General features: G+C 61.5%; 22 protein-coding genes. 8 read left to right on the top strand and 14 right to left on the bottom strand.

Annotation, left to right across the window (positions count from 1 at the left end; all coding sequences use genetic code 11):
• The first annotated feature begins 60 nt into the window (after window positions 1-60).
• Together CVS48_RS10330 and CVS48_RS10325 are read left to right on the top strand one after the other, a co-directional pair.
• Window positions 61-801, top strand: a complete 741-nt coding sequence (locus CVS48_RS10330) for a response regulator (protein WP_100854369.1) — start codon at window positions 61-63, stop codon at window positions 799-801.
• Window positions 798-2144: a sensor histidine kinase gene (locus CVS48_RS10325; RefSeq protein WP_100854368.1), complete on the top strand. Its 1347-nt coding sequence runs from the start codon at window positions 798-800 to the stop codon at window positions 2142-2144. Before CVS48_RS10330 ends, CVS48_RS10325 begins: the two co-directional genes overlap by 4 nt.
• Window positions 2145-2153: 9 nt before the next feature.
• Here the strand turns inward: CVS48_RS10325 and CVS48_RS10320 are convergent, their stop codons facing one another.
• Together CVS48_RS10320 and CVS48_RS10315 are read right to left on the bottom strand one after the other, a co-directional pair.
• Window positions 2154-2912, bottom strand: coding sequence for a 5'-methylthioadenosine/adenosylhomocysteine nucleosidase (locus tag CVS48_RS10320; protein WP_100854367.1), 759 nt, complete (start codon window positions 2910-2912; stop codon window positions 2154-2156).
• The gene (locus CVS48_RS10315) at window positions 2909-3820 is read right to left on the bottom strand and encodes an IclR family transcriptional regulator (protein ID WP_100854366.1); all 912 of its coding nucleotides are present in this window, start codon (window positions 3818-3820) and stop codon (window positions 2909-2911) included. Before CVS48_RS10315 ends, CVS48_RS10320 begins: the two co-directional genes overlap by 4 nt.
• A 152-nt stretch (window positions 3821-3972) precedes the next feature.
• On the opposite strand from CVS48_RS10315, the gene CVS48_RS10310 reads away from it, so the two are divergent.
• The 3 genes from CVS48_RS10310 to CVS48_RS10300 all read left to right on the top strand — a co-directional run bounded on the left by CVS48_RS10310 (window position 3973) and on the right by CVS48_RS10300 (window position 8732).
• Window positions 3973-4974, top strand: a complete 1002-nt coding sequence (locus CVS48_RS10310; protein ID WP_100854365.1) for a Bug family tripartite tricarboxylate transporter substrate binding protein — start codon at window positions 3973-3975, stop codon at window positions 4972-4974.
• A 72-nt stretch (window positions 4975-5046) separates the two neighbouring features.
• On the top strand, window positions 5047-7398 hold the full coding sequence (locus CVS48_RS10305) for a cytochrome P450/oxidoreductase (protein WP_242001322.1): 2352 nt from the start codon (window positions 5047-5049) through the stop codon (window positions 7396-7398).
• Between the two features lie 296 nt (window positions 7399-7694).
• On the top strand, window positions 7695-8732 hold the full coding sequence (locus CVS48_RS10300) for a DUF2235 domain-containing protein (protein WP_100854364.1): 1038 nt from the start codon (window positions 7695-7697) through the stop codon (window positions 8730-8732).
• A 1054-nt stretch (window positions 8733-9786) separates the two neighbouring features.
• Here CVS48_RS10300 and CVS48_RS10290 read toward each other — a convergent pair.
• Window positions 9787-10077 (bottom strand): hypothetical protein, encoded by a 291-nt coding sequence (locus tag CVS48_RS10290; RefSeq protein WP_100854362.1) that lies wholly within the window; start codon window positions 10075-10077, stop codon window positions 9787-9789.
• 266 nt (window positions 10078-10343) lie between these two features.
• On the opposite strand from CVS48_RS10290, the gene CVS48_RS10285 reads away from it, so the two are divergent.
• Window positions 10344-11615, top strand: a complete 1272-nt coding sequence (locus CVS48_RS10285; protein ID WP_100853290.1) for an IS256 family transposase — start codon at window positions 10344-10346, stop codon at window positions 11613-11615.
• 291 nt (window positions 11616-11906) lie between these two features.
• Here the strand turns inward: CVS48_RS10285 and CVS48_RS10280 are convergent, their stop codons facing one another.
• Window positions 11907-13208, bottom strand: a complete 1302-nt coding sequence (locus CVS48_RS10280) for a hypothetical protein (protein WP_100854361.1) — start codon at window positions 13206-13208, stop codon at window positions 11907-11909.
• A 240-nt stretch (window positions 13209-13448) separates the two neighbouring features.
• Between CVS48_RS10280 and CVS48_RS10275 the strand changes: the two genes are divergently transcribed.
• On the top strand, window positions 13449-14042 hold the full coding sequence (locus tag CVS48_RS10275) for a DUF4291 domain-containing protein (protein ID WP_100854360.1): 594 nt from the start codon (window positions 13449-13451) through the stop codon (window positions 14040-14042).
• Between the two features lie 334 nt (window positions 14043-14376).
• Here CVS48_RS10275 and CVS48_RS10265 read toward each other — a convergent pair whose 3' ends face one another.
• Complete coding sequence (locus CVS48_RS10265) at window positions 14377-16083, bottom strand: hypothetical protein (protein WP_126376200.1); 1707 nt, start codon at window positions 16081-16083, stop codon at window positions 14377-14379.
• A gap of 106 nt (window positions 16084-16189) precedes the next feature.
• Between CVS48_RS10265 and CVS48_RS10260 the strand changes: the two genes are divergently transcribed.
• Window positions 16190-17301 (top strand): IS3 family transposase gene (locus CVS48_RS10260; RefSeq protein WP_419191448.1). Its coding sequence is split into 2 segments (ribosomal slippage): window positions 16190-16442 and window positions 16442-17301, totalling 1113 coding nucleotides; the frame shifts between segments, so codons are not numbered across the junction.
• Between the two features lie 78 nt (window positions 17302-17379).
• Here the strand turns inward: CVS48_RS10260 and CVS48_RS10255 are convergent.
• The 9 genes from CVS48_RS10255 to CVS48_RS10215 all read right to left on the bottom strand — a co-directional run bounded on the left by CVS48_RS10255 (window position 17380) and on the right by CVS48_RS10215 (window position 26354).
• Complete coding sequence (locus CVS48_RS10255) at window positions 17380-17973, bottom strand: putative 2OG-Fe(II) oxygenase (protein ID WP_157814459.1); 594 nt, start codon at window positions 17971-17973, stop codon at window positions 17380-17382.
• A gap of 247 nt (window positions 17974-18220) precedes the next feature.
• Window positions 18221-19525: an ABC transporter substrate-binding protein gene (locus tag CVS48_RS10250; RefSeq protein ID WP_100854355.1), complete on the bottom strand. Its 1305-nt coding sequence runs from the start codon at window positions 19523-19525 to the stop codon at window positions 18221-18223.
• Window positions 19526-19561: 36 nt separating this feature from the next.
• Entirely contained in the window at window positions 19562-20686 is a 1125-nt protein-coding gene (locus CVS48_RS10245) for a zinc-dependent alcohol dehydrogenase family protein (protein WP_100854354.1), read from the bottom strand.
• 116 nt (window positions 20687-20802) lie between these two features.
• Window positions 20803-21555, bottom strand: a complete 753-nt coding sequence (locus CVS48_RS10240) for a glucose 1-dehydrogenase (RefSeq protein WP_100854353.1) — start codon at window positions 21553-21555, stop codon at window positions 20803-20805.
• Between the two features lie 27 nt (window positions 21556-21582).
• Window positions 21583-23019, bottom strand: a complete 1437-nt coding sequence (locus CVS48_RS10235; RefSeq protein ID WP_100854352.1) for an aldehyde dehydrogenase family protein — start codon at window positions 23017-23019, stop codon at window positions 21583-21585.
• A 16-nt stretch (window positions 23020-23035) separates the two neighbouring features.
• The gene (locus tag CVS48_RS10230; RefSeq protein ID WP_100854351.1) at window positions 23036-23692 is read right to left on the bottom strand and encodes an ABC transporter ATP-binding protein; all 657 of its coding nucleotides are present in this window, start codon (window positions 23690-23692) and stop codon (window positions 23036-23038) included.
• A 3-nt stretch (window positions 23693-23695) separates the two neighbouring features.
• Window positions 23696-24436 carry an ABC transporter ATP-binding protein gene (locus CVS48_RS10225; RefSeq protein ID WP_100854350.1) on the bottom strand — a complete coding sequence of 247 codons (741 nt, stop codon included), beginning with the start codon at window positions 24434-24436 and terminating at the stop codon, window positions 23696-23698.
• 2 nt (window positions 24437-24438) lie between these two features.
• Window positions 24439-25449, bottom strand: coding sequence for a branched-chain amino acid ABC transporter permease (locus tag CVS48_RS10220; RefSeq protein WP_100854349.1), 1011 nt, complete (start codon window positions 25447-25449; stop codon window positions 24439-24441).
• Entirely contained in the window at window positions 25449-26354 is a 906-nt protein-coding gene (locus CVS48_RS10215) for a branched-chain amino acid ABC transporter permease (RefSeq protein WP_100854348.1), read from the bottom strand. The genes CVS48_RS10220 and CVS48_RS10215 overlap by 1 nt, the downstream gene beginning before the upstream one ends.
• Between the last annotated feature and the right edge of the window lie 267 nt (window positions 26355-26621).

Below are 26621 nucleotides of genomic sequence, written 5' to 3'. Positions count from 1 at the left end.
TCCGCCTACCCGCGCGTGTGCTTCCGCGCGTTGCCGCCCCCACCCTTTAGGCCACCGCAGATGGATCAGATTGATCACGTGATGATCGTTGACGACGATCGTGAAATACGCGAGCTTGCCGGCAACTTCCTGAAGAAGAACGGCCTGGCCGTCACGCTGGCGGCCGACGGCCGGCAGATGCGGTCGCTGCTGGAAAACCTGTCCGTGGACCTGATCGTGCTGGACATCATGATGCCGGGCGACGACGGGCTGGTGCTGTGCCGCGAACTGCGCAGCGGCAAGCACCGCCGCATTCCGATCCTGCTGCTGACCGCGCGTAGCGACGACATGGACCGCGTGCTGGGCCTGGAAATGGGCGCCGACGATTACCTGGTCAAACCCTTTGTGGCGCGCGAACTGCTGGCCCGCATCAAGGCGATTCTGCGGCGCACGCGCATGCTGCCGCCCAATTTCCAGGTGACGGAGCCGGGCCGCGAGATCGCCTTCGGCGACTGGCGGCTGGACACCACCGCGCGCCACTTGCTGGATGAGAGCGGCACGGTGGTGTCGCTAAGCGGTGCGGAATACCGGCTGCTGCGCGTGTTCCTGGACCACCCGCAGCGCGTGCTGAACCGCGATCAACTGCTGAACCTGACCCAAGGCCGCGACGCCGAGTTCTTTGGCCGCTCGATCGACCTGCTGGTCAGCCGCCTGCGCCAACGCCTGCGCGAAGATGCGCGCGAACCCCGCTACATCAAGACCGTGCGCAGCGAAGGCTATGTGTTCGCGGCGGCGATCGATGTGTCGGAAGCCAACGAGTGAACCCCGCCGCCCGCCCACGTTCCGCCTGGCCCGGCACCCTGGTCGCACGGCTGTTCCTGATTTTCCTGATAGGCCTGGTGCTGGCGTATGGCCTGTCGTTCGCCTCGCTGTTCTACGAACGCTACAACACCACCAAGAGCATGATGCTGGGCGACCTGGAACGCGACGTCGCCATCGCCATGGACGTGCTGGACCGCCTGCCCGCCGACGAACGCGCGGCCTGGCTGCCGCGCCTGTCCAGCGGCAACCGCCAGTACCTGCTGGGTGCCGGACAGGCCGATCAACCCTTGCGGCTGGACGTCGCGCGCAATGCCGCCAGCGCCATCGAAGCGGCGCTGGGCAGCGCGCGCCCGCTGACCATACGCGCCATGGCGAATGACCCCCGGCATATCCAGGCGCGCGTCGTGCTGTCCGATGGGCAACCCGTAGTGCTGGATATCCATCTGTCGTCAATGCGCCCCGAGCCATGGCTGCTGGTGGTGCTGGCGGTGCAGTTGGTGCTGTTGATCGTGTGCGCGTGGCTGGCCGTGCGGCTTGCCGTGCGGCCGCTGACGCGCCTGGCCCATGCCGCCGAGACGCTGGACCCGAACGCCAAGAGCCCCTTGCTGGAAGAAGGCGGCCCGGCCGAAGTGGCGCACGCCGCCACCGCGTTCAACGCCATGCAGGCCCGCATCGCCGCCCACGTGGCCGAGCGCATGCAGATACTGGGCGCCATCTCGCACGACCTGCAAACACCCATCACGCGGATGAAACTGCGCACCGAGTTCATGGACGCCTCGGACGACCGCGACAAGCTGGCGCAGGACCTGAACGAAGTGGAAAGGCTGGTGCGCGAAGGCATCGACTACGCGCGCAGTGCGCACGGCAAAGTTGAAACGCCCGCGCGCGTGGACCTGCATGCGTTTCTGGAAAGCCTGGTCTATGACTATCAAGACACGGGCAAGCCCGTCAGCTTGAGCGGTGACCACGCCGGGCCGCTGATGACGCGCCCGCATGCGCTGCGGCGGATTCTGGGCAACTTGATCGACAACGCGCTGAAGTTCGCGGGCGCGGCTGAAGTGGACGTGGCGGTGCATGGCGACACGGCGGTGTCGATCTTTGTACTGGACCGCGGCCCCGGCATTCCCGAACACGAGCGCGCCGCCGTGCTGCAACCCTTCTATCGCCTGGAAAGTTCGCGCAACCGCGATACCGGGGGCACCGGGCTGGGCCTGGCCATCGCGCAGCAGTTGGCGGATGTGGTGGGCGGCACGCTGACGTTAAGCGAGCGGGAAGGCGGGGGGCTGTCGGTGGAGTTGCGGTTGAAACCGGGCCAGGGTCGCCAGTCATCCACACCGGCTTGAGCAGAAGCCCTAGCCGTCCAGCAAGGCACCCGATTTCAGCAGCGGCGACAGAATGCCGGCGGAGTAGACGCGCGCAACGTTTTCCAGGAACGCGGTGAAGTCGGTCTTGGCGGCATGGTCGGCGCGGTCGGATATCACGCGCAGCACCGCGAAGGGCACGCCGAATTCATAGCAGACCTGCGCCATCGCCGCGCCTTCCATTTCCACGCACAAAGCAGTGGGCAGGCGCTTGCGCAGTACCTGGGCCTCGTCGTTGTGGCTGACGAACCGGTCGCCGGTTGCGATCAGGCCGTGGTGGACGGTGGGCATCGCCTGCGTGGCAGCCCCCGGGCTCGCGTGCGTAAACGCTTGGGTGAAGGTCTCCGCGCTGTCTCGCAGCAGCTTGCTCAAGCCGGCGTCCGTGTCAAAACACACCCGCCCCAACAAGGGGATCTCGTGCTGATCAAACAGCGGACGCGCGTCCATGTCGTGCTGCATCAAGGTGCTGGCCACGACCACGTCGCCCACCTCCACGTCCGCGTGCAACCCGCCCGCCAAACCGGTGAAGACCACGCGCGACACATCAAATTCCCGGATGACGATCGACGCCGTGGCGGATGCCGCCACCTTGCCGATGCGGCTTAACGCGATCACGCAGGGCGTGCCCCACAACGTGCCCACATGAAAATCGCGCATGGCGATTCGGTGGACGGTAGCGCCGGGTTCCATCGCGGCCAGCAGGTCGGCGATTTCTTCATGCAAGGCGCCCAGGATGGCGAGGCGTTTCATGCGCTCTCCCCCACGTACCCCAGCGCCGCGCTAGCCGCCGCCGCTTCTTTTTTCACCGCCGCCACGATCTTGCCGTCTGCCGACACATCGAAGCCGCCCGTCGCGCCCAGCGCGGTCAGCACCGCGCAGGGGCGGCCCGTGTGGTCATACAAAGGCGCCGACACCGCGCTGATCCCGCGCAGGTTTGTGTCTTTCACCGTGGCGCACCCGGCCGCGCGCACCTGGCGCCGCAGCCCGCCGATGGGATCGTCGCGATCCAGCAAGGCACGCAGATCGTCCGGCGACTCGGCCAGTTCGGCTAGCGCCATCTGCTGAATCGGCGCCTCGTCCAAGGCCCCCAAAAACGCGCGGCCGGTGGCGGACCACAGCATCGACAGCACCGAGCCCACGCGCACGTTCACCGTGACGGGCAACGCCGGTTCCTCGAAGCGAACAATGGTCGGCCCCTTGTTGCCCATGACGGCGATAAAGCACGTGACCGCCAGGCTTTCACGCAGGCGGATCAGCACCGGTTCGCTGATGCGCAAGGGGTCGGCCTGGCGCATGGCGGCCACGCCGACCATCAGCGCTTCCAGGCCCAGGTGGTACTGCTGGGTGGCGACTTCCTGGTCCACCAGCCCCTCGGCAATCAGGCTCATCAGATAGCGGTGCACCTTGGCGGGGCTTTCATCCACGTGCGCGGCCAGCGCGGTCAGGCTTGCGCGGCCGCCCATCCGAGCCAGCCCTTTCAGCACCAGCATGCCGGTTTCGGCGGCCTGCACCCGCTGGCGGCGTTCGCGCGGGCGGTCAGCGGAGTCCAGTTCGGGGGTCGGGACGGTCGCTGTCGTGGACGCTTTGGGGGACGCGGCAGTGGCCCCTTTATTGGGCGACTTCGTGGACGTCTTGGTCGACGGCTTGGGGGGACTCATAGCGGATGCACTTCCTGCAAATAGGGTGCGCGGACGACGACGCGCCGCGAAATCGGCTCCAAGGTTAACCCCTCTTGAAAAATTACGCATTGCGTATATGATTTACGCAAAAGAAGGGATGCCATCAGGTCATCCCGAAATGGAGACAGCCGATGCGCACCCTGAATCGCCCCCTGAAACGCACTTTCCTGGCCGGCCTGCTGGCCCTGCCCTTGCTGGCCTGTGCCAACGCTTTCGCCCAACAGGCGCCTGCCAACTACCCGTCCAAGCCCGTGCGCTGGGTCGTGCCCTACGCGGCAGGCGGCGGCTCCGACTTTCTGGCGCGCAGCATCGGCCAGGGCCTGTCGGGTCGCATGGGCCAACCGGTTGTGATCGAGAACAAGCCGGGTGGCAACACCGCCATCGCGGCATCCGAAACCGCGCGCTCGCCCGCTGACGGCTACACCATGCTGTCCGCCGACAACGGCACACTGGTGTTCAACCCCGCGCTGTACAAGAAGCTGTCGTATGACCCCGTCAAGGACTTGGCGCCCGTCACGCTGATGGGCCGCTTTCCGATGATTCTGGTGGTTGGCCCGTCCATGAAGGTCAACACCGTGCAGGAATTCCTGGCCGAGGCCAAGTCGCGCAAGGAAGGTCTGGACTACGGTTCCGCCGGCGCGGGCAGCCCGCACCATCTGGCCATGGAACTGCTGAAAGTCGAAAGCGGCCTGACCATGACCCACGTGCCGTATCGCGGCGCATCGCCCGCGCTGGCGGACGTGGCGGGCGGCCAGATCCCCGCCATGATGGTCGACCTGGCAGCCGGCGCCGGCTTCATCAACGGCGGCAAGGTGCGCGCGCTGGCCGTGGCCAACCCGACCCGCCTGCCGCAACTGCCCGACGTGCCCACGTTCGCAGAGATCGGCCTGAAGAACGTCGAAGCGTCCGCGCAAGTGGGCGTGGTGGTGCCGGCCGGCACGCCGCCCGCCGTCATCGACGCGCTGAACAAGCAGGTGGTGGCCACCATCAACGACCCGGCCACGCGCAAGCGCCTGGTCGACTTCGGCATCGAGCCGGTCGGCAACACGCCCGCTGAATACGCCGAGATGTTGAAGGGCGAACGCGCCCGCTGGCAGAAGCTGATCACGGATTTGAAGATTACGCTGGACTAAGCGCTGCCATCACCACCCGCGGCCTGCCGCCCACGCGGCAGGCCGATGCATCACGAATACACGGAAAGCATCATGAGCCAATCGCCCTCTTCCTCGCGCCCGTCGGGCTGTCCCATCGATCACGCGGCGCTTGCCGCGATGCAAAGCCCCACCGGCTGCCCCGTCAGCGCCCGCGCGGCCGAGTTCGACCCCTTTGGCGATGGCTACCAGCAAGACCCCCCTGAATACGTGCGCTGGGCGCGCGAGCAGGAACCCGTGTTCTACAGCCCCAAGCTGGGCTACTGGGTGGTCACGCGCTACGAAGACATCAAGGCGATTTTTCGCGACAACATCACCTTCAGCCCGTCCATCGCGCTGGAAAAAATCACCCCCACCGGCCCCGAGGCCAACGCCGTGCTGGAGTCGTACGGCTACGCCATGAACCGCACGCTGGTCAACGAAGACGAACCCGCCCACATGCCGCGCCGCCGCGTGCTGATGGACCCGTTCACGCCCGAAGAGTTGAAGCACCACGAACCCATGGTGCGCCGCCTGACCCGCGAATACGTCGACCGCTTCGTCAACGACGGCCGCGCTGATCTCGTCGACCAGATGCTGTGGGAAGTGCCGCTGACCGTGGCGCTGCATTTCCTGGGCGTGCCCGAAGAAGACATGGAGCTGCTGCGCCAATATTCCATCGCGCACACCGTCAACACCTGGGGTCGCCCCAAGCCCGAAGAACAAGTGGCCGTGGCGCATGCCGTCGGCAACTTCTGGCAGTTGGCCGGCAAGATCCTGGACAAGATGCGCCAGGACCCGTCCGGCCCCGGCTGGATGCAATACGGCTTGCGCAAGCAGCAGACGCATCCCGATGTCGTCACCGATTCCTACCTGCATTCCATGATGATGGCCGGCATCGTCGCCGCCCACGAAACCACTGCCAACGCATCGGCCAACGCCATCAAGCTGCTGCTGCAACACCCCGACGCCTGGCGCGAAATCTGCGAAGACCCCGACCTGATTCCCAACGCCGTCGAAGAATGCCTGCGCCATAACGGCTCGGTCGCCGCGTGGCGCCGCCTGGCCACGCGCGATGTCGAGATCGCCGGCGTGCCGATCCCGGCAGGCTCCAAGCTGCTGATCGTCACGTCGTCCGCCAACCACGACGAAGGCCAGTTCAACGACGCCGACCTCTTCGACATCCGCCGCGAAAACGCCAGCGACCAGCTCACCTTCGGCTACGGCTCGCACCAATGCATGGGCAAGAACCTGGCCCGCATGGAAATGCAGATCTTCCTGGAAGAACTCACGCGTCGCCTTCCGCATATGAAGCTGTCGGAGCAGTCGTTTACCTATGTGCCCAATACCTCGTTTCGCGGGCCGGAGCACTTGTGGGTGGAGTGGGACCCGAAGCAGAACCCGGAACTGGCGTCGCCGGCATTGCTGAATGATCAGCACCCCGTGCGCATCGGCGAGCCCTCGTCGCACGCCATCACGCGGCCCGTCGTCGTGCAAAGCGCGGTCGAAGCCGCTGACGGCATCCTGCGCCTGCGTTTGGTGTCGCCCGATGGCAAGCCGCTGCCGCGCTGGACGCCGGGCTCGCACATCGACGTGGAATGCGGCGACACGGGCCTGTCGCGCCAATACTCCTTGTGCGGAGATCCTGCCGAGACCGGTGTATTTGAAATCGCCGTGTTGAAGGAAACAGAAGGCCGAGGCGGTTCCGCGTGGATGCACGCGAACGCGGTGGTCGGCGCACGCCTGCGCATCCGTGGGCCGCGCAATCACTTCCGCATGAATGAAGCGGCCGACAAGCTGATCTTGATTGCCGGCGGCATCGGCATCACCCCCATCAGCGCCATGGCACGGCGCGCCAAGGAACTGGGCCTGGATTACCAACTGCACTACAGCGGCCGCGCGCGCACGTGCATGGCGATGCTGGACGAACTTACGGCGCTGCACGGCGACCGCCTGCACACCCACGTCAAAGACGAAGGCACACGCGCGAATTACGCGGCGCTGTTGTCCCAGCCGGATGCCGGCACGCAGATTTATGCGTGCGGCCCGCAAGGCTTGCTGGATGGCTTGGCCACCTGTTGCGCCGCATGGCCCGAAGATGCGCTGCGCGTCGAACACTTCCATTCCACCTTGGGCACGCTGGATCCGTCCAAGGAACAGCCGTTTGAAGTCATGCTGAAGGACTCGGGCATCGTCATCAACGTGCCGGCGGATCAGACCCTGCTGACCGCGCTGCGCGGCGCCAATATCGACGTGCAAAGCGATTGCGAAGAAGGCCTTTGCGGATCGTGCGAGGTGCGCGTATTGGAAGGGAATATCGACCACCGCGACGTCGTGCTCACGCGCGCGGAACGTGACGCGAATAACAAGATGATGGCGTGCTGCTCGCGCTCGTGTGGCGGTGCGAACGTGGTGTTGGAGTTGTGACGATCAACTGATCGCTGCCGCTACCAACCGCTTTCTACGCGGATACCATCCTCCAAGAATCGGATTGCTACACATTATCTAGTTCGACCATCCCGCCTTCGGGATTCGCCTGCGCCATCACCCCGGCGCAGGCTTTTTTATGCCTTGTCGGTTAGTAAAAAAGGCGGTGTACATGCCGCCAGCAGGGAAACCACGCAGGCGGCAAACGCGCAACCCGCGTGCTAGCTTGCCTCACGCGGGCGTCATCCCAGCCAGCAACAGATGTATCGGAAGACTCGATCTGTGGGGAGCTGAACATGATGAAGAATCTGGCCATCTTCTTTGACGGCACGTGGAACGAACCCAACGACCGCACCAACGCCTACGAGCTTTACAAAGCCGCCCCGGAAACCAGCACGCAGGAAACCCTGTACATCGAAGGCGTCGGCACCCAAGGCCAAGGCCTGTGGGCCGCCATCGACAAATTCGTTGGCGGCGCATTCGGCGCCGGGCTATCCGCCAACATCCGCCACGGCTACCAATGGCTATGCCAACGCCAGGAACCCGGCGACCACATCTTCTTGTTCGGCTTCAGCCGTGGTGCGTATTCCGCCCGCAGCCTGGCCGGCATGGTCCGCAAATGCGGGCTGCTTAAAAGCCCCACTGACGACAACGTTGCTGAAGCCTACGCGCTATATCGCGACGATTGCCATCCGTCGTCTATCGAAGCGCTTTCGTTTCGCACGCAGTTCTCGCGCGATACCGACCTGCATTTTGTGGGTGTTTGGGACACGGTGGGCAGCCTTGGCATCCCCGTCGGCGGCATTTCGTTTCCCGGGTTTTCCAAGTTCTATAACTTCCACGACACAGAACTCAGCAACCACGTCCATCACGCTTATCACGCGATTGCAACGAACGAATATCGCGAGCCGTATTTTCCGACGCTATGGACGCGGCTGGTTAATTCCGAACCCCGCCCTGCGGACAGGCCGGTAGAGCAGCGCTGGTTTATCGGCGCGCATTCGGACATTGGCGGTGGGTATCGGGACGGGAGTTTGCAGACGCTGCCGGCGGCTTGGTTGCAAGAGAAAGCAAGGCAGGTGGGGCTGGAGGCGGGCATCGCGCACCGGGTGTCCACGGATTATGACCAGTGCCATCCGCATGACTCGTATAAGGAGTTCACGGAGAAAGTGCTGATCCATGTGAAGAAGCGGGCGCGAATGTGGGATGGCGCGGCGGTGCTGAATTTGACGGTGGATGAAAGGGTGGTGAAGCGGGTGGCAGGGAGTGCGGAATATTTGAAGGAGTTTCCGGATTTTAAGGAGGCGGTGGCGGGGTTGCCGGTGGGGCGCTGACAAAGGGACTACTGGGGCTCTCGTCAGAGTTGTGGATACGCCCCTTCCAATCTATCCACAGCCCCACAGTTTCTGGATCATTGGGACTCAAAGCGCCCTACCAAGTCCAAATCATCTCTACGGCAAATTAGCCACTGAAAATCAGTCAAATCCAATACTACGCAGCGCGCAATCGCACTTGTAGACTCATATTAGAATTCTGGTATTTCTAGAGAACACGGAGGCGCCAATAGCATCCCAGCCCCCGTTAACTCCTCACCCTAACGATCGAACACAGCCCTGTATATCTCCTGATACAGCATCCAACTCCGGTCCGCCTTCAAATCGGACCAATCCACCAAGATAACGAGGCGCTTAGTCCCGGCCATGAACTGGCGGCACAGCAGTTGATAGAAAATGGAGCGTTCGCTATGCAGATGACGGTTGCCAAGCAGCCGGTCTACGCGCTTGATCCGATGCCGTGTCGCTTGCCCAGTCGGCAGTCCGCGTGCCAGTCCGCTGAGTGCCAACCCTCGCGTTGCCATCGCACTCCGCACCGTGCTTATCAAGGCCCTGAGTCGGCTCAAATGTAGACTAGGGATCGAATCCTGGAGCAGTTTCTGCAATACTCCACTGCGTGCATGGCCGGGTCTTCCTTCAAACGGTTTGGTCGCCAGATGAAGGGTATAAGACTGGCGCCATGCACGCCCTAATCACCGCCAACCGAACCGCTTGACCTTGCCTCGCCGCACAGGCCGTTGATTCACAATGAACTTCGCTGGAAATTCGTGGAGAAACCTCAGTATCAGACTACATTTTTTTAGACCTCGGTCGGGTTTGGAATTAAAAAATACAGTCTTAAATTGCGCCTCATGATCAGTTGAGGTACGCAGCCCCCAAACGAACAACTTAACTATCCGGAAAATCCATTTCCACTCTGTGCCCAATTAGATTCTCGCCACCCGCCTTGGCAAGTTCAGACGAAAAGTTGGATGCCACCTCAACTACGCGCTGCAACTGATTTAACGTAAATTGCTGCGGAATGCCTCCCTCCACAGAGAACTCCGGAACATTCTCATTCGACACATACTCCACCCAAGTTCGAAAAGGGCAGACGAACCCATATAAGTTTGTCGTTGATCGACATGTCTGCAAGTTTTGGATCACCTGGGATGCCCTCTACACAGGCAACCTGTTCAATGAGTTCTTTCAATTCGGAAATCGGCGCGCCACACAGTTCCCAAACTGCATCACAAAGCGTGTAAGTAACCGCCTCATCCTCAACACCGTCTTCCCCCACGCAGTAAATTCTTGGGTACGCGCTTTTATCCTGTAGCAACATGACCTCTGCAATAATCTTTTTCATGGTGTGTATTCCAGATAGCCACGCCACAAGTTCACGCTTGTGTGGTTTGGCTCAAAAAATCTAAATGACACCCCTCCGGAAATTCCGCGGTAGGAGCTTCCAGATATTTGCTGACGATTCAGCCATGCCATACTCATTTCGCCCTTGGCTTGCGCTAATGACCATGAGGTTGGGGTCATCGTTGAATAACCTTGCCCGTTAGTTTTTGGAGGACCTATCCGTGATTTTGTGTGCGAGGCATATCATGAGGACCAAAGACCATGGATATGCCGATGAAGAAGAGACGCACAGCAGCTGCTCAGGCGGCGGCCCGTGGGCCGCTGCCTGAAGTGCCGGCCGAGTTGCTGGATCATCTGGTCAAGGGACCGATGACGCCCAGCGAGGTTCAAGACCTGTTCCTGTCGTTCCAGAAGGCCGTGATCGAGCGGACGATGGCCGCAGAGATGAATTTGCATCTGGGATATCGGCCAGGCGAGGACAAGCCCGAAGGCCAGGCCAACGAGCGCAACGGCGCCAGTGGCAAGACGGTGCTGACCGAGCATGGCCCGGTGCGCGTGGAACTGCCGCGCGACCGGGACGGCTCCTTCGCGCCGATCCTGATCCCCAAGCACGAGCGGCGCTTCACCGGGTTCGATGACCGGATCATTGCCATGTACGCCCGGGGCATGAGCGTGCGCGAGATCCAGGCGTTCCTGGCCGAGAGCTACGGCACCGAGGTCTCGCCTGACTTCATCAGCTCGGTCACCGACGAGGTCATGACCGAAACCATCGCCTGGCAGAACCGGCCACTGGAGGCGATGTACCCGGTGGTGTTCTTCGATGCGTTGCGGGTCAAGATCCGTGACGACGGCGGGGTCAGCAACAAGGCGGTGTATCTGGCGCTGGGCGTGCAGGCCGACGGCCAGCGCGACGTGCTGGGCCTATGGGTTGAGCAGACCGAAGGGGCCAAGTTCTGGCTCAAGGTCTTCAATGACCTGAAGACCCGTGGCTGCCAGGACATCCTGATCGCGGTCGTCGACGGCCTGAAGGGCCTGGCCGATGCTATTGGCGCAGCCTTCCCGCGCACGACGGTACAGACCTGCATCGTGCATCTGATCCGCAACAGCCTGGATTACGCGGGATGGAAAGACCGCAAGGCAGTGGCCGCTGCCCTGCGTCCGATCTACGCTGCCGCCAGCGAACAAGCGGCCGAGCAGGCGCTGCAAACGTTCGCCGATGGACCCTGGGGGATCAAGTACCCAACGATCGTCCAGGCCTGGCAGCGGGCCTGGGAGAACGTCACGCCGTTCTTCGTCTTTCCGCCAGACATCAGACGCGTGATTTACACCACAAACGCCATTGAAAGTTTGAACATGCAGTTGCGCAAGATCATCAAGGCGCGGGGGCACTTCCCCAACGATGAGGCCGCCATCAAGCTCCTATGGCTGGCGCTACGCAATGTGCTGGCCAAGTCCGTCAGGGCGACCTTCGACTGGAAAGCCGCCATGAACCAGTTTGCTATCCTGTTCGGTGAACGGTTTACTGCGGTGCGGGGATAACAACTTTTAAAACGCCTCGCCCACAAAAATACGGACAGGCCCTTTTTGGATAGAAATTTCCGCCAGGTGCCAGCAGTTCGACCCGAGCTCGCAACGATCCGTTTTCTCCCACTTGTTCAGTTCCATGCTCCACGCGCAGAACAGGTGACGTGGAGAAATGACCGCCCATAACCTGCATACTCGCCACTCTGGAGAAGTCAATATCAGCCTCGATGTTTGCAAAGTCGACATGCCCCTGCGCACGTTGATATGCGTGACGAAAATCCGCCCAATATGAACCCGATTTATTGTTTACTGCAATTCGCTCAAGCCTGCTAACTTCCAGGTCAATGCCTGTAAGGTTCTATACTCTATCACCGCCAGTAAAGCTCCCCGCTTCCTTCGCCCCCCCGCAGCGATTCCTTGATTCGCCCTCGACGAGACAACTCTGGATCCCCGCCCTCCAATTACACCTCCAAAGATACCTGCCGCACCACTCCCGGCCGCTTCAATATCTCCTGCGACCAAATCGGCTGCCATATGCCCCAGAGCGCTAAACGGAGCAGCGTAATATTCTCCTAGCGTACCCCCATCCTTCGCAAATTTCCCCGTGTCGCTCCAAGGTTGGAACTCTTCCGCACGCCCAGTCATCACGGCTGTCGCAGCCAAATCTGTCAACCGCGCAGTATCCACGGCCATCAGCGGCATCTCAACCAAAGCGTCCTTCGCCCCGACGACAAAATCGCGTGTCAATGCACCTAATTTCTCGGCCATGCTCACAGGCTCGGTGTCCATCACCGATCGATTTGCACGCCCCTCCTTGAGCCCATAAAAGAATGACCCCTTCCCCCCCCAAGATTCGTTCGGCGCGACACCCTTGCGTGCCAATGCCAGCGCTTCCAAAGCCGCAGCGGAGTTATTCCCCCCGTTATCCGCCAGCAGTACCCCTTGGTGCCGTGGCTTGTCCTCGGACATGACCCGGACTAAGGCGGAGTAGAGATCGTTTTCCGACTCGCCGCTCGTATATGTCGGCGATTCACTTCCATTAATTGGAAGTCCAGCTCGAAGGCGCGCCAAAGGCAGGCCTCCATCATCCATGGACAATGGGTCGCGCACGAAGGAGGCAAGATCTTGCTCAGTTACCCGGAGCCCTTGACCCGGACGCCTGCGATCTGTCGACGGAAGCAATGACTCATCCTGCATCGCGTCGACTACAGCGTTCCCCAACGCATTCCCAAACGCATCCGTCGCAATCCTGACGTAGTCCGCCTTGCCGCCCGACAGCACCGTGGCGGCAACCCCTCCCACGGCGCCCGCGACGAAGCCGCGCGTCATTCTTTCGCCAAACACAGTCGCGTTGGGCAGAACTGTCGAACTCACCGCTGAGCCCACACCCGCGCCGATTCCGGCCGCTGCGACATTGGTCCAATTGAATCTGGATTGCAGCCCTGTCGCCACGACGATGCCCTGGCTCACCGTCGAACTCACCGCCGCGCGCGCCACCGATTGCGTGACGCCCAGGCTTCCCCTGGCTGCATTTGCAATCTCGGCGTCTGACGCAAAGAAGTTTGCACCGTTGAAGGCAGCGCCCACGCCAGCCGTTACGGACTTCATGCATGACGCGTCGGACTGCGGCCGACGGCGTTCCAGACGCTAAACGAGATCGACGAGGTGAACCGGAAGTGCTTGGGCATTGCGACGGGCACGCCCGTTCCGCACGGATAATCGGGGACTTGAGCCGTAGCTCGGTCTAACATCGTGATTTCTAGGTTGTCACTTCAGTTAGTACGGCACGGATGAATCTCGGCGGCGTGACTGCTCGCTGCCGCTCAGTCTTCAACAGTAAAATAAACCATGCAAAACCTACTAGACATCGCGGCCGCTCCGCTGCAGAAAATTCGAGCCGTTTATGACGCCAAGACAATCCGCGTCTATCAGGCTTACTCAGATGCTGTTGCGGATACGGCCCTGGCACACGGAACGTTCGTGTCACCACCTTTCAAAATGGAGCGGATGACTTGGATTAAACCTTCCTTCCTCTGGATGATGTACCGGGCAGGATGGGGTCAAAAGGACGACGGCCAGAGACGTATTCTGGCTATAGACATCACGCGGGAGGGCTTCGAATGGGCTCTGACGCATAGTTGCTTGAGCCGCCCCCACCCCTCAATGAGCAAGGAGGAGTGGATGCGTGTAAAAAAAGAGGCCCCCGTGCGCATTCAATGGGACCCGGACCGCGACTTAATACTACAGCCTTTACCGTACCGGACAATTCAGATCGGCTTGAGTAATGAGGCCGTTCAGCTTTATGTGAATCAATGGATTTACCGGATTAGAGATGTAACACCCTTGGTTCGCGAGATTCATGCTCTTGTCGACGATAAGCAATTCGCAGAGGCAACCCGCAGGCTGCCCGCAGAACACGCGTATCAGTATTTAGATATATGAGCCAAATGGCCCATATACCACCCCCCCTTGCTCTATGAGTCCGTTGAATTCATTCTGATTAGGCAATGACTTCGCTTGATGGGGCCACTGCTCCAAAACATGCTGAGACCAACCGTTAACATCCATTTGTTGGATTGGCTGCAGGATCTCTTCGGGATGCAATCCATCTTCTAAAAGTCTCGCAAGGACCCTTTTTGTGGCTTCTACGTAATCGACCCCGGATGCGTAGCAACTGACATAAGCCCCCGAAAAATTCACTGGCATTACCGAATCTTCCATTCGAGTCACGTGAAGGGGAATAATGAAAACCTTTTCCAAAACAGACTCCGTTAAATCACAAATCATCAGGGTGAACCACCCGCGCAGTGCCAGGCCTAATGGCGTCACGTAGCCACTGAATTTGCTCAGGCGTCCTTAACCCGAACTGATCGGGAGCCTTATTTACGTCTACCCGCAACGGTGCGGATGGATGAAGTTTTACGTTAGCTTCCTTATCATAAATCGAGGCTTGCCTCAGCCGCGTCAAGAGCGAAACATCAACCTCCACAGCCGTAATGGTGGCATTGCCTCCTCGGTTGATACGAGCGAACTCCTTGGCTCGTTGAGGCTGTCCAAGGTTGACGAACATAGTCCGTTCGCCGCCCGCCTTGGTCGAAACTACTGGCACAGTTCCATCCTCCAAAATTCGAGGAGTGAAGCCAGCATCGTCAACCCGATACAACGTAACGCTCTCCCCGACGCTTGGAACTTTACCAGCATCGACCAAGCCCCTTGATTCCTTCGAAAGCCCCCCCGCCGCAATCCCTTGATTCGCCCTCGACGAGACAACTCTGGATCCCCGCCCTCCAATTACACCTCCAAAGATACCTGCCGCACCACTCCCGGCCGCTTCAATATCTCCTGCGACCAAATCGGCTGCCATATGCCCCAGAGCGCTAAACGGAGCAGCGTAATATTCTCCTAGCGTACCCCCATCCTTCGCAAATTTCCCCGTGTCGCTCCAAGGTTGGAACTCTTCCGCACGCCCAGTCATCACGGCTGTCGCAGCCAAATCTGTCAACCGCGCAGTATCCACGGCCATCAGCGGCATCTCAACCAAAGCGTCCTTCGCCCCGACGACAAAATCGCGTGTCAATGCACCTAATTTCTCGGCCATGCTCACAGGCTCGGTGTCCATCACCGATCGATTTGCACGCCCCTCCTTGAGCCCATAAAAGAATGCCCCCTTCCCCCCCCAAGATTCGTTCGGCGCGACACCCTTGCGTGCCAATGCCAGCGCTTCCAAAGCCGCAGCGGAGTTATTCCCCCCGTTATCCGCCAGCAGTACCCCTTGGTGCCGTGGCTTGTCCTCGGACATGACCCGGACTAAGGCGGAGTAGAGATCGTTTTCCGACTCGCCGCTCGTATATGTCGGCGATTCACTTCCATTGACAGGAAGCCCCGCTCGAAGACGCGCCAAAGGCAGGCCTCCATCATCCATAGACAATGGGTCGCGCACGAAGGCGGCAAGATCTTGCTCGCTTACCCTGATGCCTTGACCCGAACGCCTGCGATCTGTCGACGGAGGCGATGACTCATCCTGCATCGCGTCGACAACAGCGTTCCCCAACGCATTCCCAAACGCATCAGTCGCAATCCTGACGTAGTCCGCCTTGCCGCCTGACAGGACCGTGGCCGCAACCCCTCCCACGGCGCCCGCGACGAAGCCGCGCGTCATTCTTTCGCCAAACACAGTCGCGTTGGGCAGAACTGCTGAACTCACCGCTGAGCCCACACCCGCGCCGATTCCGGCCGCTGCGACATTGGTCCAATTGAATCTGGATTGCAGCCCTGTCGCCACGGCGATGCCCTGGCTCACCGTCGAGCTCACTGCCGCGCGCGCCACTGATTGCATGACGCCCAGGCTTCCCCTGGCTGCATTTGCTATCTCGGCGTTCGTCGCAAGGACATTTGCACCATTAAAGGCAGCACCCACCCCAGCCGTTACGCCGGCGCCCAGCGCACTGGTGGCAACGCCCTTCCAATTGAACTTTGACTGCATGCCCAAAGCCATACCCACGCCCTGTGACGTTCTCCCAAAAAACGTGGGTATCTCAAAACTAGAGTAAGGTCGCTTCAGGCTCTTTTTGAAGAAGGAGCAGGACGCGATGAAGAAGTCACGCTACACCGAGGCGCAAGTGACATACGCACTGCGCCAAGCAGAAGCCGGTACGCCTGTATCGGATGTCTGCCGCGGATTGGGGATATCAGAGGCGACGTTCTACAACTGGAGGAAGAAGTACGGCGATCTTGCGGCTAGCGAGATTCGTCGGCTGCGCCAGCTTGAAGAGGAAAACGCGAGGCTCAAGCGGGTGGTGGCCGACCTGACTTTGGACAAGCATATTCTGCAGGACGTGATCCGAAAAAAGGTCTGACGCCGACACGCCGCCGGGAGGTGGTTCAATGGATTCTGGACGTGCATCAGGTAAGTGTCCAGAGGGCGTGTCGGCTGGGTCAATTTTCCAGCGGCAGTTGGTATCGCAAAAGCAGCGCGCGAGATCAGTCGGCATTGCGAATGCGCATTCGAGACATCGCGATGAGCAGACCGAGATTTGGTTATGAGCGGATTCATATCCTTTTGCGCCGAGAAGGTTGGCAGGTCAATCTCAAGCGAGTCCATCGCCTGTACCGCCTGGAAGGGCTGCAGGTTCGGATGCGCGTCCGCCGCAATAAGCGGTTGAGTCTGCATCGGGGGCCCGCACCGCAACCAACAGGTGCTGGGCAGCGCTGGAGCATGGATTTCGTGCATGATCAATTAGCTGACGGGCGAGCGTTTCGGGTGCTGACCGTCGTGGATAACTGGAGTCGTGAGAGTCCCGTGTTGGAGGTGGGTTTTCGGCTAACCGGTGACAGCGTGGTTCAGGCGCTTGATCGAGTCGCCAAGAGGGTTGCTTTGCCGGCCAGTATCACCGTCGACCATGGAACAGAATTCACGTCCAAAGCACTGGATTTATGGGCTTGGGAGAACAAAGTGTTGTTGGACTTCACTCGGCCGGGCAAACCCACAGATAACGGCCTTTGCGAGTCGTTTAACGGCCGGCTACGGGATGAGTGCCTGAACGCGCATGAATTCCCATCGCTTGAGCATGCGAAGACGGTCATTGAAGCATGGCGTGCTGATTACAATGACCACCGGCCCCATGGCTCGCTCGGCATGCTGACCCCGAGTGAATACGCCAAAACACAGCAGGTCAGCCTGCCTGAGCCGACCGAATTCTAGTTTTCAACTGCTGCGAAACGGGGGTGACGTCAGAGCACGCGCCTATCGAAATAGGCCTAGACCTATTTTTCGGTAGGGTTAGGCCGTTCGTTCGTACTTCACGCTTCCCGCAATCACTCTTCTCGTAATGTTGTCGGTGTTTGGCGTGGTGTAGTGCATGAGATAGCGAGGGAACATAATCAGGTCGCCTTCCCTGGGTTGAATGATGCTTACCAGCGGATGCCGTGGTACCGCAAAGCCGCCCCGGCCAATCGGACCACGAGGGTCCATAAGCGCCAATTGACCACTGCCGTCCTTTGGCATCGTCAGGTAATAAACGAATGCCAGATCCGAACCCTCGTGATAGTGCGCATGCACGGCGTCTTTTGCCTGACCCGACCGCTGCACCACAAACCACATCGTGTGGTGGCGTTTAGCTTGAAGAATCAGTTTGCTGTAGACCTCTTCGGCGTAGTGATCGCATTCGGCCAACAGCAGATCTCGGATAGCAGTGAGTCGAGGATTCCTGGTGCGCTTGAATACCCCCGTGTCGTAGCGCGTATACAAAGTCGCAAGCGTCGCCGATCGTTTTTCGTCATTCAGCAGCCGGTCTTGATTCCGCCCTGAATATATTTGCAGCGCTTCATGCAGATCCGTTCCAACTTGCCCGCTGTCGCGCAAGTTGTAGTGCATGATCGGAGTGGGCCACAACCATTGAATTTCACGGGACATGGGTCAACAGAGAGAGTCTGGCGACGCGCCTTCGCGCCGCAACATCCCTAACTTATCCCCGTGGTGGATATTTGGTTTAGGGGTAAACAACAATGAGGAGCAGACCAAGCATTTCGACGCACTCAACAAGACCAATCTACCAATTCCATCCCAAAAAAAACCCGACGATTTCTCGTCGGGGAGTCCCTGCACACACAACACAGCTTGCTCAGTTCGAATACACCTTGATCTGGTCGCTTTTCAGCACGTCCGGGGTCAGGCTCTTTTCAATCCAGCCCATCGACGTGTCTTCCACGCCCGGGGTGACCAGTTCGGCCGGCACGATCGTAATGTCGGCCAGCACCTTGAACGGGTACTTGTCGCTCTTCTTCGTCACGCCGAACAACTGCGCTTCCAGGGCCTGGCCGTCGGCGCGGTGCATTTTGACTTCGCGGCCGTAGCCTTTGAAGTTCACGTCGTGCATGGCGGCGGCCACTTGTTCCACGGTGGGCCAGGCGCCGCCGTTGTCCTTGATGGCTTTTTCGTAGCCGGCTTTCAGGCCTTGCACCGCCTGCACCATGTGGTAGACCGAATAGATCGGGTACGCGCCCGTCTTGTCGTGGAATTTCTTCACGAAAGCCTGGTGCTGCGGGTCGTCCTTGGTTTCCGGGTGCAGGAAGTAATGGTCGCCGCGCGCGCCGACGTAGACGCCTTCGGGCAAGGCGTTGCCCAGGCGTTCCAGCGAGCTTTCAGCCAGGGACAGTACGAAGGTGGAGTTCTTGAACAGGTTGCGTTGCGAGGCCTGGCGCACGAAGTTGTCCAGGTCGCCGCCCCACGAGGTGGATACGATGACGTCGGGGCGCAGGGCTTGCAGGCGGCTGATTTCGGTGGAGAAGTCGGCGGCGCCGAACTTGGGGAACATCTCGGCCACGACCTTCACGTCGGGCTTGAACTTCTTCAGGGCGGCCAGGAAGATGTCACGCGAATCTCGGCCCCAGGCGTAGTCCTGGTTGACGATGGCGATGGTCTTGAAGTCGGGTTTCACCTTCATCAGGTACAGCACCTGGGCGACCATTTCGGTGGTGGCGTTGGCTTGGGTGCGCACCACGTACTTGTACTTCTTGCCTTCCAGGGCTTTTTCCGTGCCGCAGTCCCACATCACGTTCAGCACTTTCAGGTCTTCGGCGACGGGGGCCACGATGTTGCAGTGGCCGCTGGAAATGGCGGACAGCATCACGCGGGTGCCGCCTTCGGCCAGGCGACGATATTCAGACAGCAGTTTCTCACCGCCGCCGCCTTCGTCGATGTAGCTGGGCACGAGCTTGACGCCGTCGATGCCGCCTGCCGCGTTGATGTCCTGGATGAGGATTTCGGCCGCGTCGCGGGCGGGCACGCCGAACACCGAGGCCGAGCCCGACAGAAAGGTCGAGATGCCGATGTTCAGTTCCTTGGGCTTGTCGGCGGCGCCGGCCAGGGCCGCGAAGCCGGTCAGCAATGTGGCGCCTAACAGGGCGGCGAGTCTTGAGGTTTTCATGGTGTTGTCTCCAGTGTTGTAGTCGGGTCTATGCCCTTAGAAAACGATGGCGTCGCGCAGGCTGCCGCCGGTGGCGAGGTGATCGAACCCCTCGTTGATCTGGTCCAGCGAAAATGATTTGCCCATCATCCGGTCCACCGGCAACTGGCCGGCTTTGTACAGGTCGATGTAGCGGCTGATGTCGATGGCGGGTACGCCCGAGCCCAGGTAGCTGCCGCGTATGTCGCGCTCTTCGCCCACCATCTGCGAGAGCGACAGCGGGAAACTGAACTTGGGGTTGGGCAGGCCCGACGTCACGGTGGCGCCGCCGCGCCGGGTCAGCTTGTAGGCGGTCTCGAATGCGGGCACGGCGCCCGCCATGTCAAAGCCGTAGTCCACGCGGCCACCGGCCAGGTCGAACAGGTCGTCGTCTGTCTTGACCTGCTTGGGGTTGACCACGTGGGTCGCGCCCAGCTCCTTGGCCAGGGCGAGTTTTTCGTCGCTGAGATCGACGGCAACGACGCGGCGCGCGCCGGCCGCCACAGCGGCCAGCAAGGCGGACAAGCCGACGCCGCCCAGCCCGACGATGGCTGCGGTGTCGCCGGCCTTGATGCGCGCCCGGTTCAGCACCGCGCCCGCGCCGGTCAGCACGGCGCAGCCGAACAGCGCGGCCTCGCGGTGACTCAGTTCAACGTTGACCTTCACGCAAGACCGACGCGACACCACGGCGTACTCCGCGAAGCAAGACACGCCCGTGTGGTGGTTCAAATATTCGTCGCCAATGTGCAGGCGGCGGTCGCCGCCCAGCAAGGTGCCTTGCGTGTTGGCGGCGGCGCCGGGTTCGCATAGCGCGGGGCGGCCTTCCATGCAGGGGTTGCAGCAGCCGCAACTGGGCACGAACACCATGGCCACGTGATCGCCGGGTTTCAGGTCGGTGACGCCGGGGCCTGTCTCGACCACTTCGCCCGATGACTCATGCCCCAACACAATCGGCACGCCGCGCGGGCGGTCGCCGTTGATGACCGACAAATCGGAATGACACAGGCCGGCCGCCTTGATGCGCACCAGCACTTCGCCCGTGCCGGGCGGGTCCAGTTCGACCTCGGTGATGGCCAATGGCCGGGTCTGGGCGTAAGGACCTTGCACCCCTACGTTACGCAACAACGCCGCTTTGATTTTCATGCGCTGACATCCAAGTAGAAGCAATACGGGCTAGAAGCGATGCGGACCGAAAGCAATACGGATCAGTAGCAATGCCGACCGGAAACCGGCCGGCAGGCTCCGGCCCGATCACAGCCTCACACCGTGCGTCCGCCGTCCACGGGGAACTCCACGCCGGTGATGAACTCCGCCGCGTCGCTGGCCAGGAACAAGGCGGCCGCCGCCACGTCCGAGGGCTGGCAGAAGCGGCCCAGCGGAATGGTGGACACGAACTTGGCGCGGTTCTCGGGCGTGTCGGGCAAGCCCATGAACAGTTCGAACATGCCGGTAATGCCCATCACGGGGCAAATCGCGTTGACGCGAATACCGTCGGGGCCCAGTTCCACGGCCATCGATTTGGACAGCACGTTGACCGCGCCCTTGGACGCGTTGTACCAACTGAGGCCGGGGCGCGGGCGGATGCCGGCAGTCGACCCCACGTTCAAAATCACGCCGCGCTTTTGCTTGCGCATCACGGGCACCACGGCCTGCGCCATGTGATAGATGGACTTCACGTTGATCTCGAACATGCGGTCAAACATGGCCTCGTCCACGTCCAGCATCGGCTGGTTCTTGTGGGTGATGGCGGCGTTGTTGACCACGATATCGACCGACCCGAATTGCTCCAGACACACACGCACCACGTTGTCGATGTCAGCACGGCTGGACACGTCCGCCTTCACGGCCAGCGCGGCCGCGCCCACTTCACCGGCCACGCGGTCGGCGGCTTCCTTGTTGATGTCGGCAATGACGACCTTGGCGCCTTCCTTCGCGTACAGCTTGACGATGCCTTCGCCGAAACCGCTGCCCCCACCCGTGACGATGGCGACCTTACCCTGCAACTGACTCATGACTGGACTCCGTAGATGGCGTGGCGATCATTCGCCGTAGAACTGGATCAACGTTTTCGTGGTGCTCATTTCTTCCAGGGCGATAAAGCCCTTCTCGCGCCCGTGGCCGCTTTTCTTGACGCCGCCAAACGGCAGTTCCACGCCGCCGCCCGCGCCAAAGCCGTTGATGTAGACCTGGCCGCACTTGATGCCGCGCGCCACGCGCTGCTGGCGGCCGCCGTTCTCGGTCCAGACCGCGCCCAGCAGGCCGTAGTCGGTGGCGTTGGCCAACCGGATGGCGTCGGCTTCGGTGTCAAAGGGCAGCGCCACCAGCACCGGCCCGAAGATCTCTTCGGTCAGCAAGGTGCTGTCATGCGAGGGCGCGGAGAACAGCGTGGGCTTCACGAAGAAGCCGCCCGAAGGCACGCCGTCGGCAATGCCGCCTTCGGCCGCCACGGTCAGGCCGTCGGCCAGGCCCTTGCCGATGTAGCGGTTCACGCGCTCGAACTGCGCCTTGTTGACGACGGGGCCGCAGGTCAGGTCCATGTCGGGCGTGCCGGCGCGCACCTTGGAAAACTCTTCGGCCAGCGCCTTCATGAAGTCGGCGTAGACGCCGCGCTGCACCAGCAGGCGGCTGCCCGCCGTGCAGGTCTGGCCGGTGTTGTGGACGATACCCTTCACAATGGCGGGAATGGCCAGCTTGTAATTGGCGTCATCGAACACGATGTGCGCCGACTTGCCGCCCAGTTCCAGCACGCACTTGACCGCGTTGACGGCGGCAGCCTGCTGGATCAGCACGCCCACTTCGTTCGACCCGGTGAAGGTGATGAAGTTGATGTCGGCATGGCGCGAGAGACTGGCGCCCGCCTCTTCGCCCAAGCCTGTCACGATGTTCAGCGCACCAGGGGGAAAGCCCACTTCCAAGGCCAGCTCGGCCACGCGGATGATGGACAGGCAGGCGTCTTCGGCCGGCTTGACCACGCTGGCGTTGCCCATGGCCAGGGCCGGCGCCACGCTGCGGCCAAACATCTGCGCGGGATAGTTCCACGGAATGATGTGGGCGGTCACGCCCAGCGGTTCGCGAATCAACTGAACCGAATAGTCCTTCTGAAACGGAATGGTCTGGCCGTGCACCTTGTCGGCCGCGCCGCCGTAGAACTCGAAGTAGCGCGCCAGCACGGTGATATCGCCGCGCGCGGTGGACATGGGCTTGCCGGTGTCGCGCGATTCCAGTTGCGCCAGTTCTTCGTGGTGCGCCAATACCGATTCACCCAGGCGCAGCATCAGGCGGCCGCGTTCCAGCGCCGTCATGCGGCCCCAGTCACCCTCCAGCGCGGCGCGCGCCGCCTGCACGGCAGCATCCACATCGGCCTGCTGGCCGCGCGGAATGGTGGTGAACACCTCGCCATCCACGGGTGACACCACATCGATGGTGCGCCCGTCGTGGGCATCGACCTGGCGGCCGTTGATAATCATCTGCGTCATGCAATGTCTCCGGTAGTCAATTCAAGGTGATCGAGCCGCGCTCGATCGTCCAGATCTGGTCAGGGATGCCGCCCAGCAGCTTCACGTTGGATTCGGTGATGACCACGCACAACTCCGGCTGCAATTCCTTCAGGCGTTCCAGCGCTTCGGTGTAGTCGCGCGCCAGCTTGGGGGCCAGGCCCTGGAAGGGTTCGTCCAGCATCAGCAAGCGGGTGCCGACCATGATGGCGCGCGCCAGCGCCACCATCTTTCCCTGGCCGCCCGACAAGGCCGAGCCCGAGCGGCCCAGCATGGGTTCCAGTTGCGGCACCACCTTCAGCACGGTCTGGATGCGGGCCGCGATGTCTGTCTTGGACTGGCCTTGCACCTCGCAAGGCAGGTTCAGGTTTTCCTGCACGGTCATGGTGGGGAAGATCACGCGGTCTTCCGGCGCGTAGCCCACTTTCAGCGCGGCGCGCTTGTGGCCGGGCATGGCGCTGAGGTCGGCGCCATCAAACAGGATCTTGCCGGACTTGATCTTGGTCAGGCCCATGATGGTGCGCAGCAGCGTGGTCTTGCCCGCGCCGTTGCGGCCGACGATGCCGATGGTCTTGGACGCGTCGAAGCTGGCGCTGACGTCGCGCAGGATGCGGTTGCCGGCCAGGTCTACGTTGATGTCGAATAGGTTCAACATGGTTCAAGCCCCCAGCACTTCGCTTTTGATCTGCGGGTTGTTCAGCACTTCGTCCGGCGTGCCGTCGGCCGCGACCTTGCCCGAGATCCAGGCCGCCACCCGCGTGGCGTAGCGCGACACGATGTCCACGTCATGCTCGACAAACCAACTGGTCACGCGGCGTTCGTCCAGCGCATGCATCACGGTTTCCATCAAGGCGAATTTGTCTTCGGACGCCACGCCGCTGGTGGGCTCGTCCATGATCAGCAGCTTGGGCCGCAAGGCCAGCGCCATGGCCACGTCCAGCAGCTTGCGCTTGCCTTCGGGCAGTTCAATGGACGCTTCGTCGGCTTCGGGCAAGAGGCCAACCAAGTCCAGCGTGGCGTCCACTTCCTTGTCGTCGATGGTGCTTTCCAAAGAACGGAACCAGCTCAGTTCCTTGTTGCGGCGCGCGGCGGCAATCTGCACGCACTGGCGCACGCTGTGCTCGGTAAACAACTGCGGCAACTGGAACGAGCGGCCCAACCCCAGGCGCACGATCTTGCGCGGGGCCATCGCCGTAACGTCACGCCCGTCGAAGTACACCTTTCCTTTGGAGGGCGCCAGATAGCCGGTGCAGATGTTGATGAAGGTGGTCTTGCCCGCGCCGTTCTGGCCAATGACGGCCAGGCGTTCGCCTTCATGCAATTCGAAGTTGATGTTGTCGGCCGCGATCACGCCGCCGAAGGACAGATGCAGGTCGGTGGTTTGAATAAGAGGTTTCATCATCAGTTCCTGGCCGCCGCTTGCGTCGCGGCTTGAATACGCGCCTGCGAGGTGGCGTTGGCGCGGGCCCGGGCTTCGTCGCGCTTTTGCCTGGCGATGCGCTGCATGATCTGGCCGACAAAGCCGGTGGGGAACATGAAGATCACCAGGATCAGCGTCAGGCCCAGCAAGAACTGCCACAGGCCGGGGAAGTACGCGGCCGACACCAGCTTCACGGTTTCAAAGCCCACCGCGCCCAGGAACGCGCCGGCGGCATGCCCGGCCCCACCCAGAATCGTGATGAACACGAATTCGCCCGACCGCAGCCACGATCCGATTTCCGGCGTGACCAGGCCCTGCATCAACGCCAGGATCGCGCCCGAAAACCCCACCACCACGGCGGACAGCAGGTAGCCCTTCCACATGATGAAGTAGGCGGAAAACCCCAGATATTCAATGCGCGTTTCGTTCGTCTTGATGGCCGCCAGCGCCTGGCCGCTGCCCGACCGGAAGTAGCGCTGCACCCACCAGGCCAGCACCAACGACAAGACCAGCGTCAGCACCAGCAAGGCACGTTCGAACGATTCGCGCTCCATCAGCACACCGGCAATGGCGGGCCGCACGATGCGCATGCCGTCCGAGCCGCCCGTCAAGGTGTAGAGCTTGCCCAGCAGCGCGAACAGCACCATGCTCAGCGCCAGGTTCAACATGCCGAAGAAGATGCCGCGATAGCGCACCACGAACAGGCCGACCACCACGGCAGCCAGGAAGCTGGCCACGACACCGGCCAGTATCAGCACCAGCGCATCGGTGCCCGGCATGGCGCGCGCCAGGAAGGCCACGGTGTAGGCCGAGATGCAGGAATACATGGCGTGGCCGAACGAGATCTGGCCGGCGCGGGCCATCACCGACACGCCCAGTGCGGCAATGGCGTAGGTCAGGCCGATGACGATCGGCGTGATGGTCCACGAATAGGTATAGCCAAGGAACAGCGTGGCTAGCGCGGCCACGAGGCTGAGTACGACGACTTTCATCAGATCCTCCGGGCTTGGGCGACGGTGAACAAGCCATGCGGCCGGATGATCAGCACCAGCACCATGATGATGTACGGCACCGCCACTTCCAGTTCGGGCGCGGCGTAGACGGCAATGGAACGCATGATGCCGATCAGCAATGCGGCGATCAGCGCGCCGGTAATCTGCCCCAGGCCCGCCGTGGCCACCACGGCAAACGACAGCACCGTCATGTCGGTACCGGCGCCAGGCACCAGCGACGTGGTGGGCGCGGCCATCGCGCCGCCCAGGGCACCCAGGATGGTGGCGATCACGAAGGTGACGTAGCCGATCTTCTTGGCGTTGATGCCCAGCGACGTGGCCACTTCACGGTTGTGCGTGGTGGCCACCGTCTGCTTGCCCAGCTTGGTGTGGCGCAGGAAGAACTCCAGGCACACGTAGGCCAGCACGGCGGTCACCGGCACCACCACCAGTTGGTAGGTGGTGTAGGTGATGTCGCCGATTTCGATATTGCCCAGGCGGTTGACGACTTCGCTGGCGCTGTAAGGCTGCGCGCCCCACAGCAGGCGCTGTATGTCTTCCAGCATCAGGAAGCCGCCGAAGGTGATCAGCAGTTTCAGGATGGGGTCGTAGTTTTGCGCGCGGCGGATCAGCACGAATTCCATGATGCTGCCCAAGGCCAGGCCCACCGCGATGGCGGCCACGAACAAGGCGGCGAACAGCAGGAAGGGGGAGTCGGTCTTGGGCGCCAGGAACATGACGAGACTGGCCGCGGCGTAGCCACCGAAGGCATAGAAGGCGCCGTGGGCGACATTCAAGATGCCCATCACGCCGAACACCAGGGTTAATCCCATCGACACCAGGAACAGCAGACTGGCGTACGCCACGCCATCCACCAAGGCGAGAGGCAGTAGATCCAAGGTCAAGCGTCTTCTCCCAATCCGCTAAGCACCTGCCGCACGGGCGATGCGTTGCCTTGGCAACGTGCGTCCCCTGCACGGCGGTACGGGCATGTTGCCCGGGACGCGCATGGCGCGCCCTTGTCTCGTTATGGACCTTGTCGTGCCCCTTGCCGATGCGAATCGGAACAGGCCGGAAGGCGTTTATATGGACGGGTCCGATTGCTGGCCGCAACCGCATTTCGTACTCATCCGATGTGGAAAAGAAGTATAGGGAGGCGCGTTTTCAGCGCC

The sequence above is a fragment of the Achromobacter spanius genome (assembly GCF_002812705.1).
In the GTDB taxonomy this organism is placed as follows: Bacteria; Pseudomonadota; Gammaproteobacteria; order Burkholderiales; family Burkholderiaceae_B; genus Achromobacter; species Achromobacter spanius.
The sequence above is the reverse complement of the archived record's forward strand: the minus strand, read 5'-3'. Positions and strand labels throughout refer to the sequence as shown.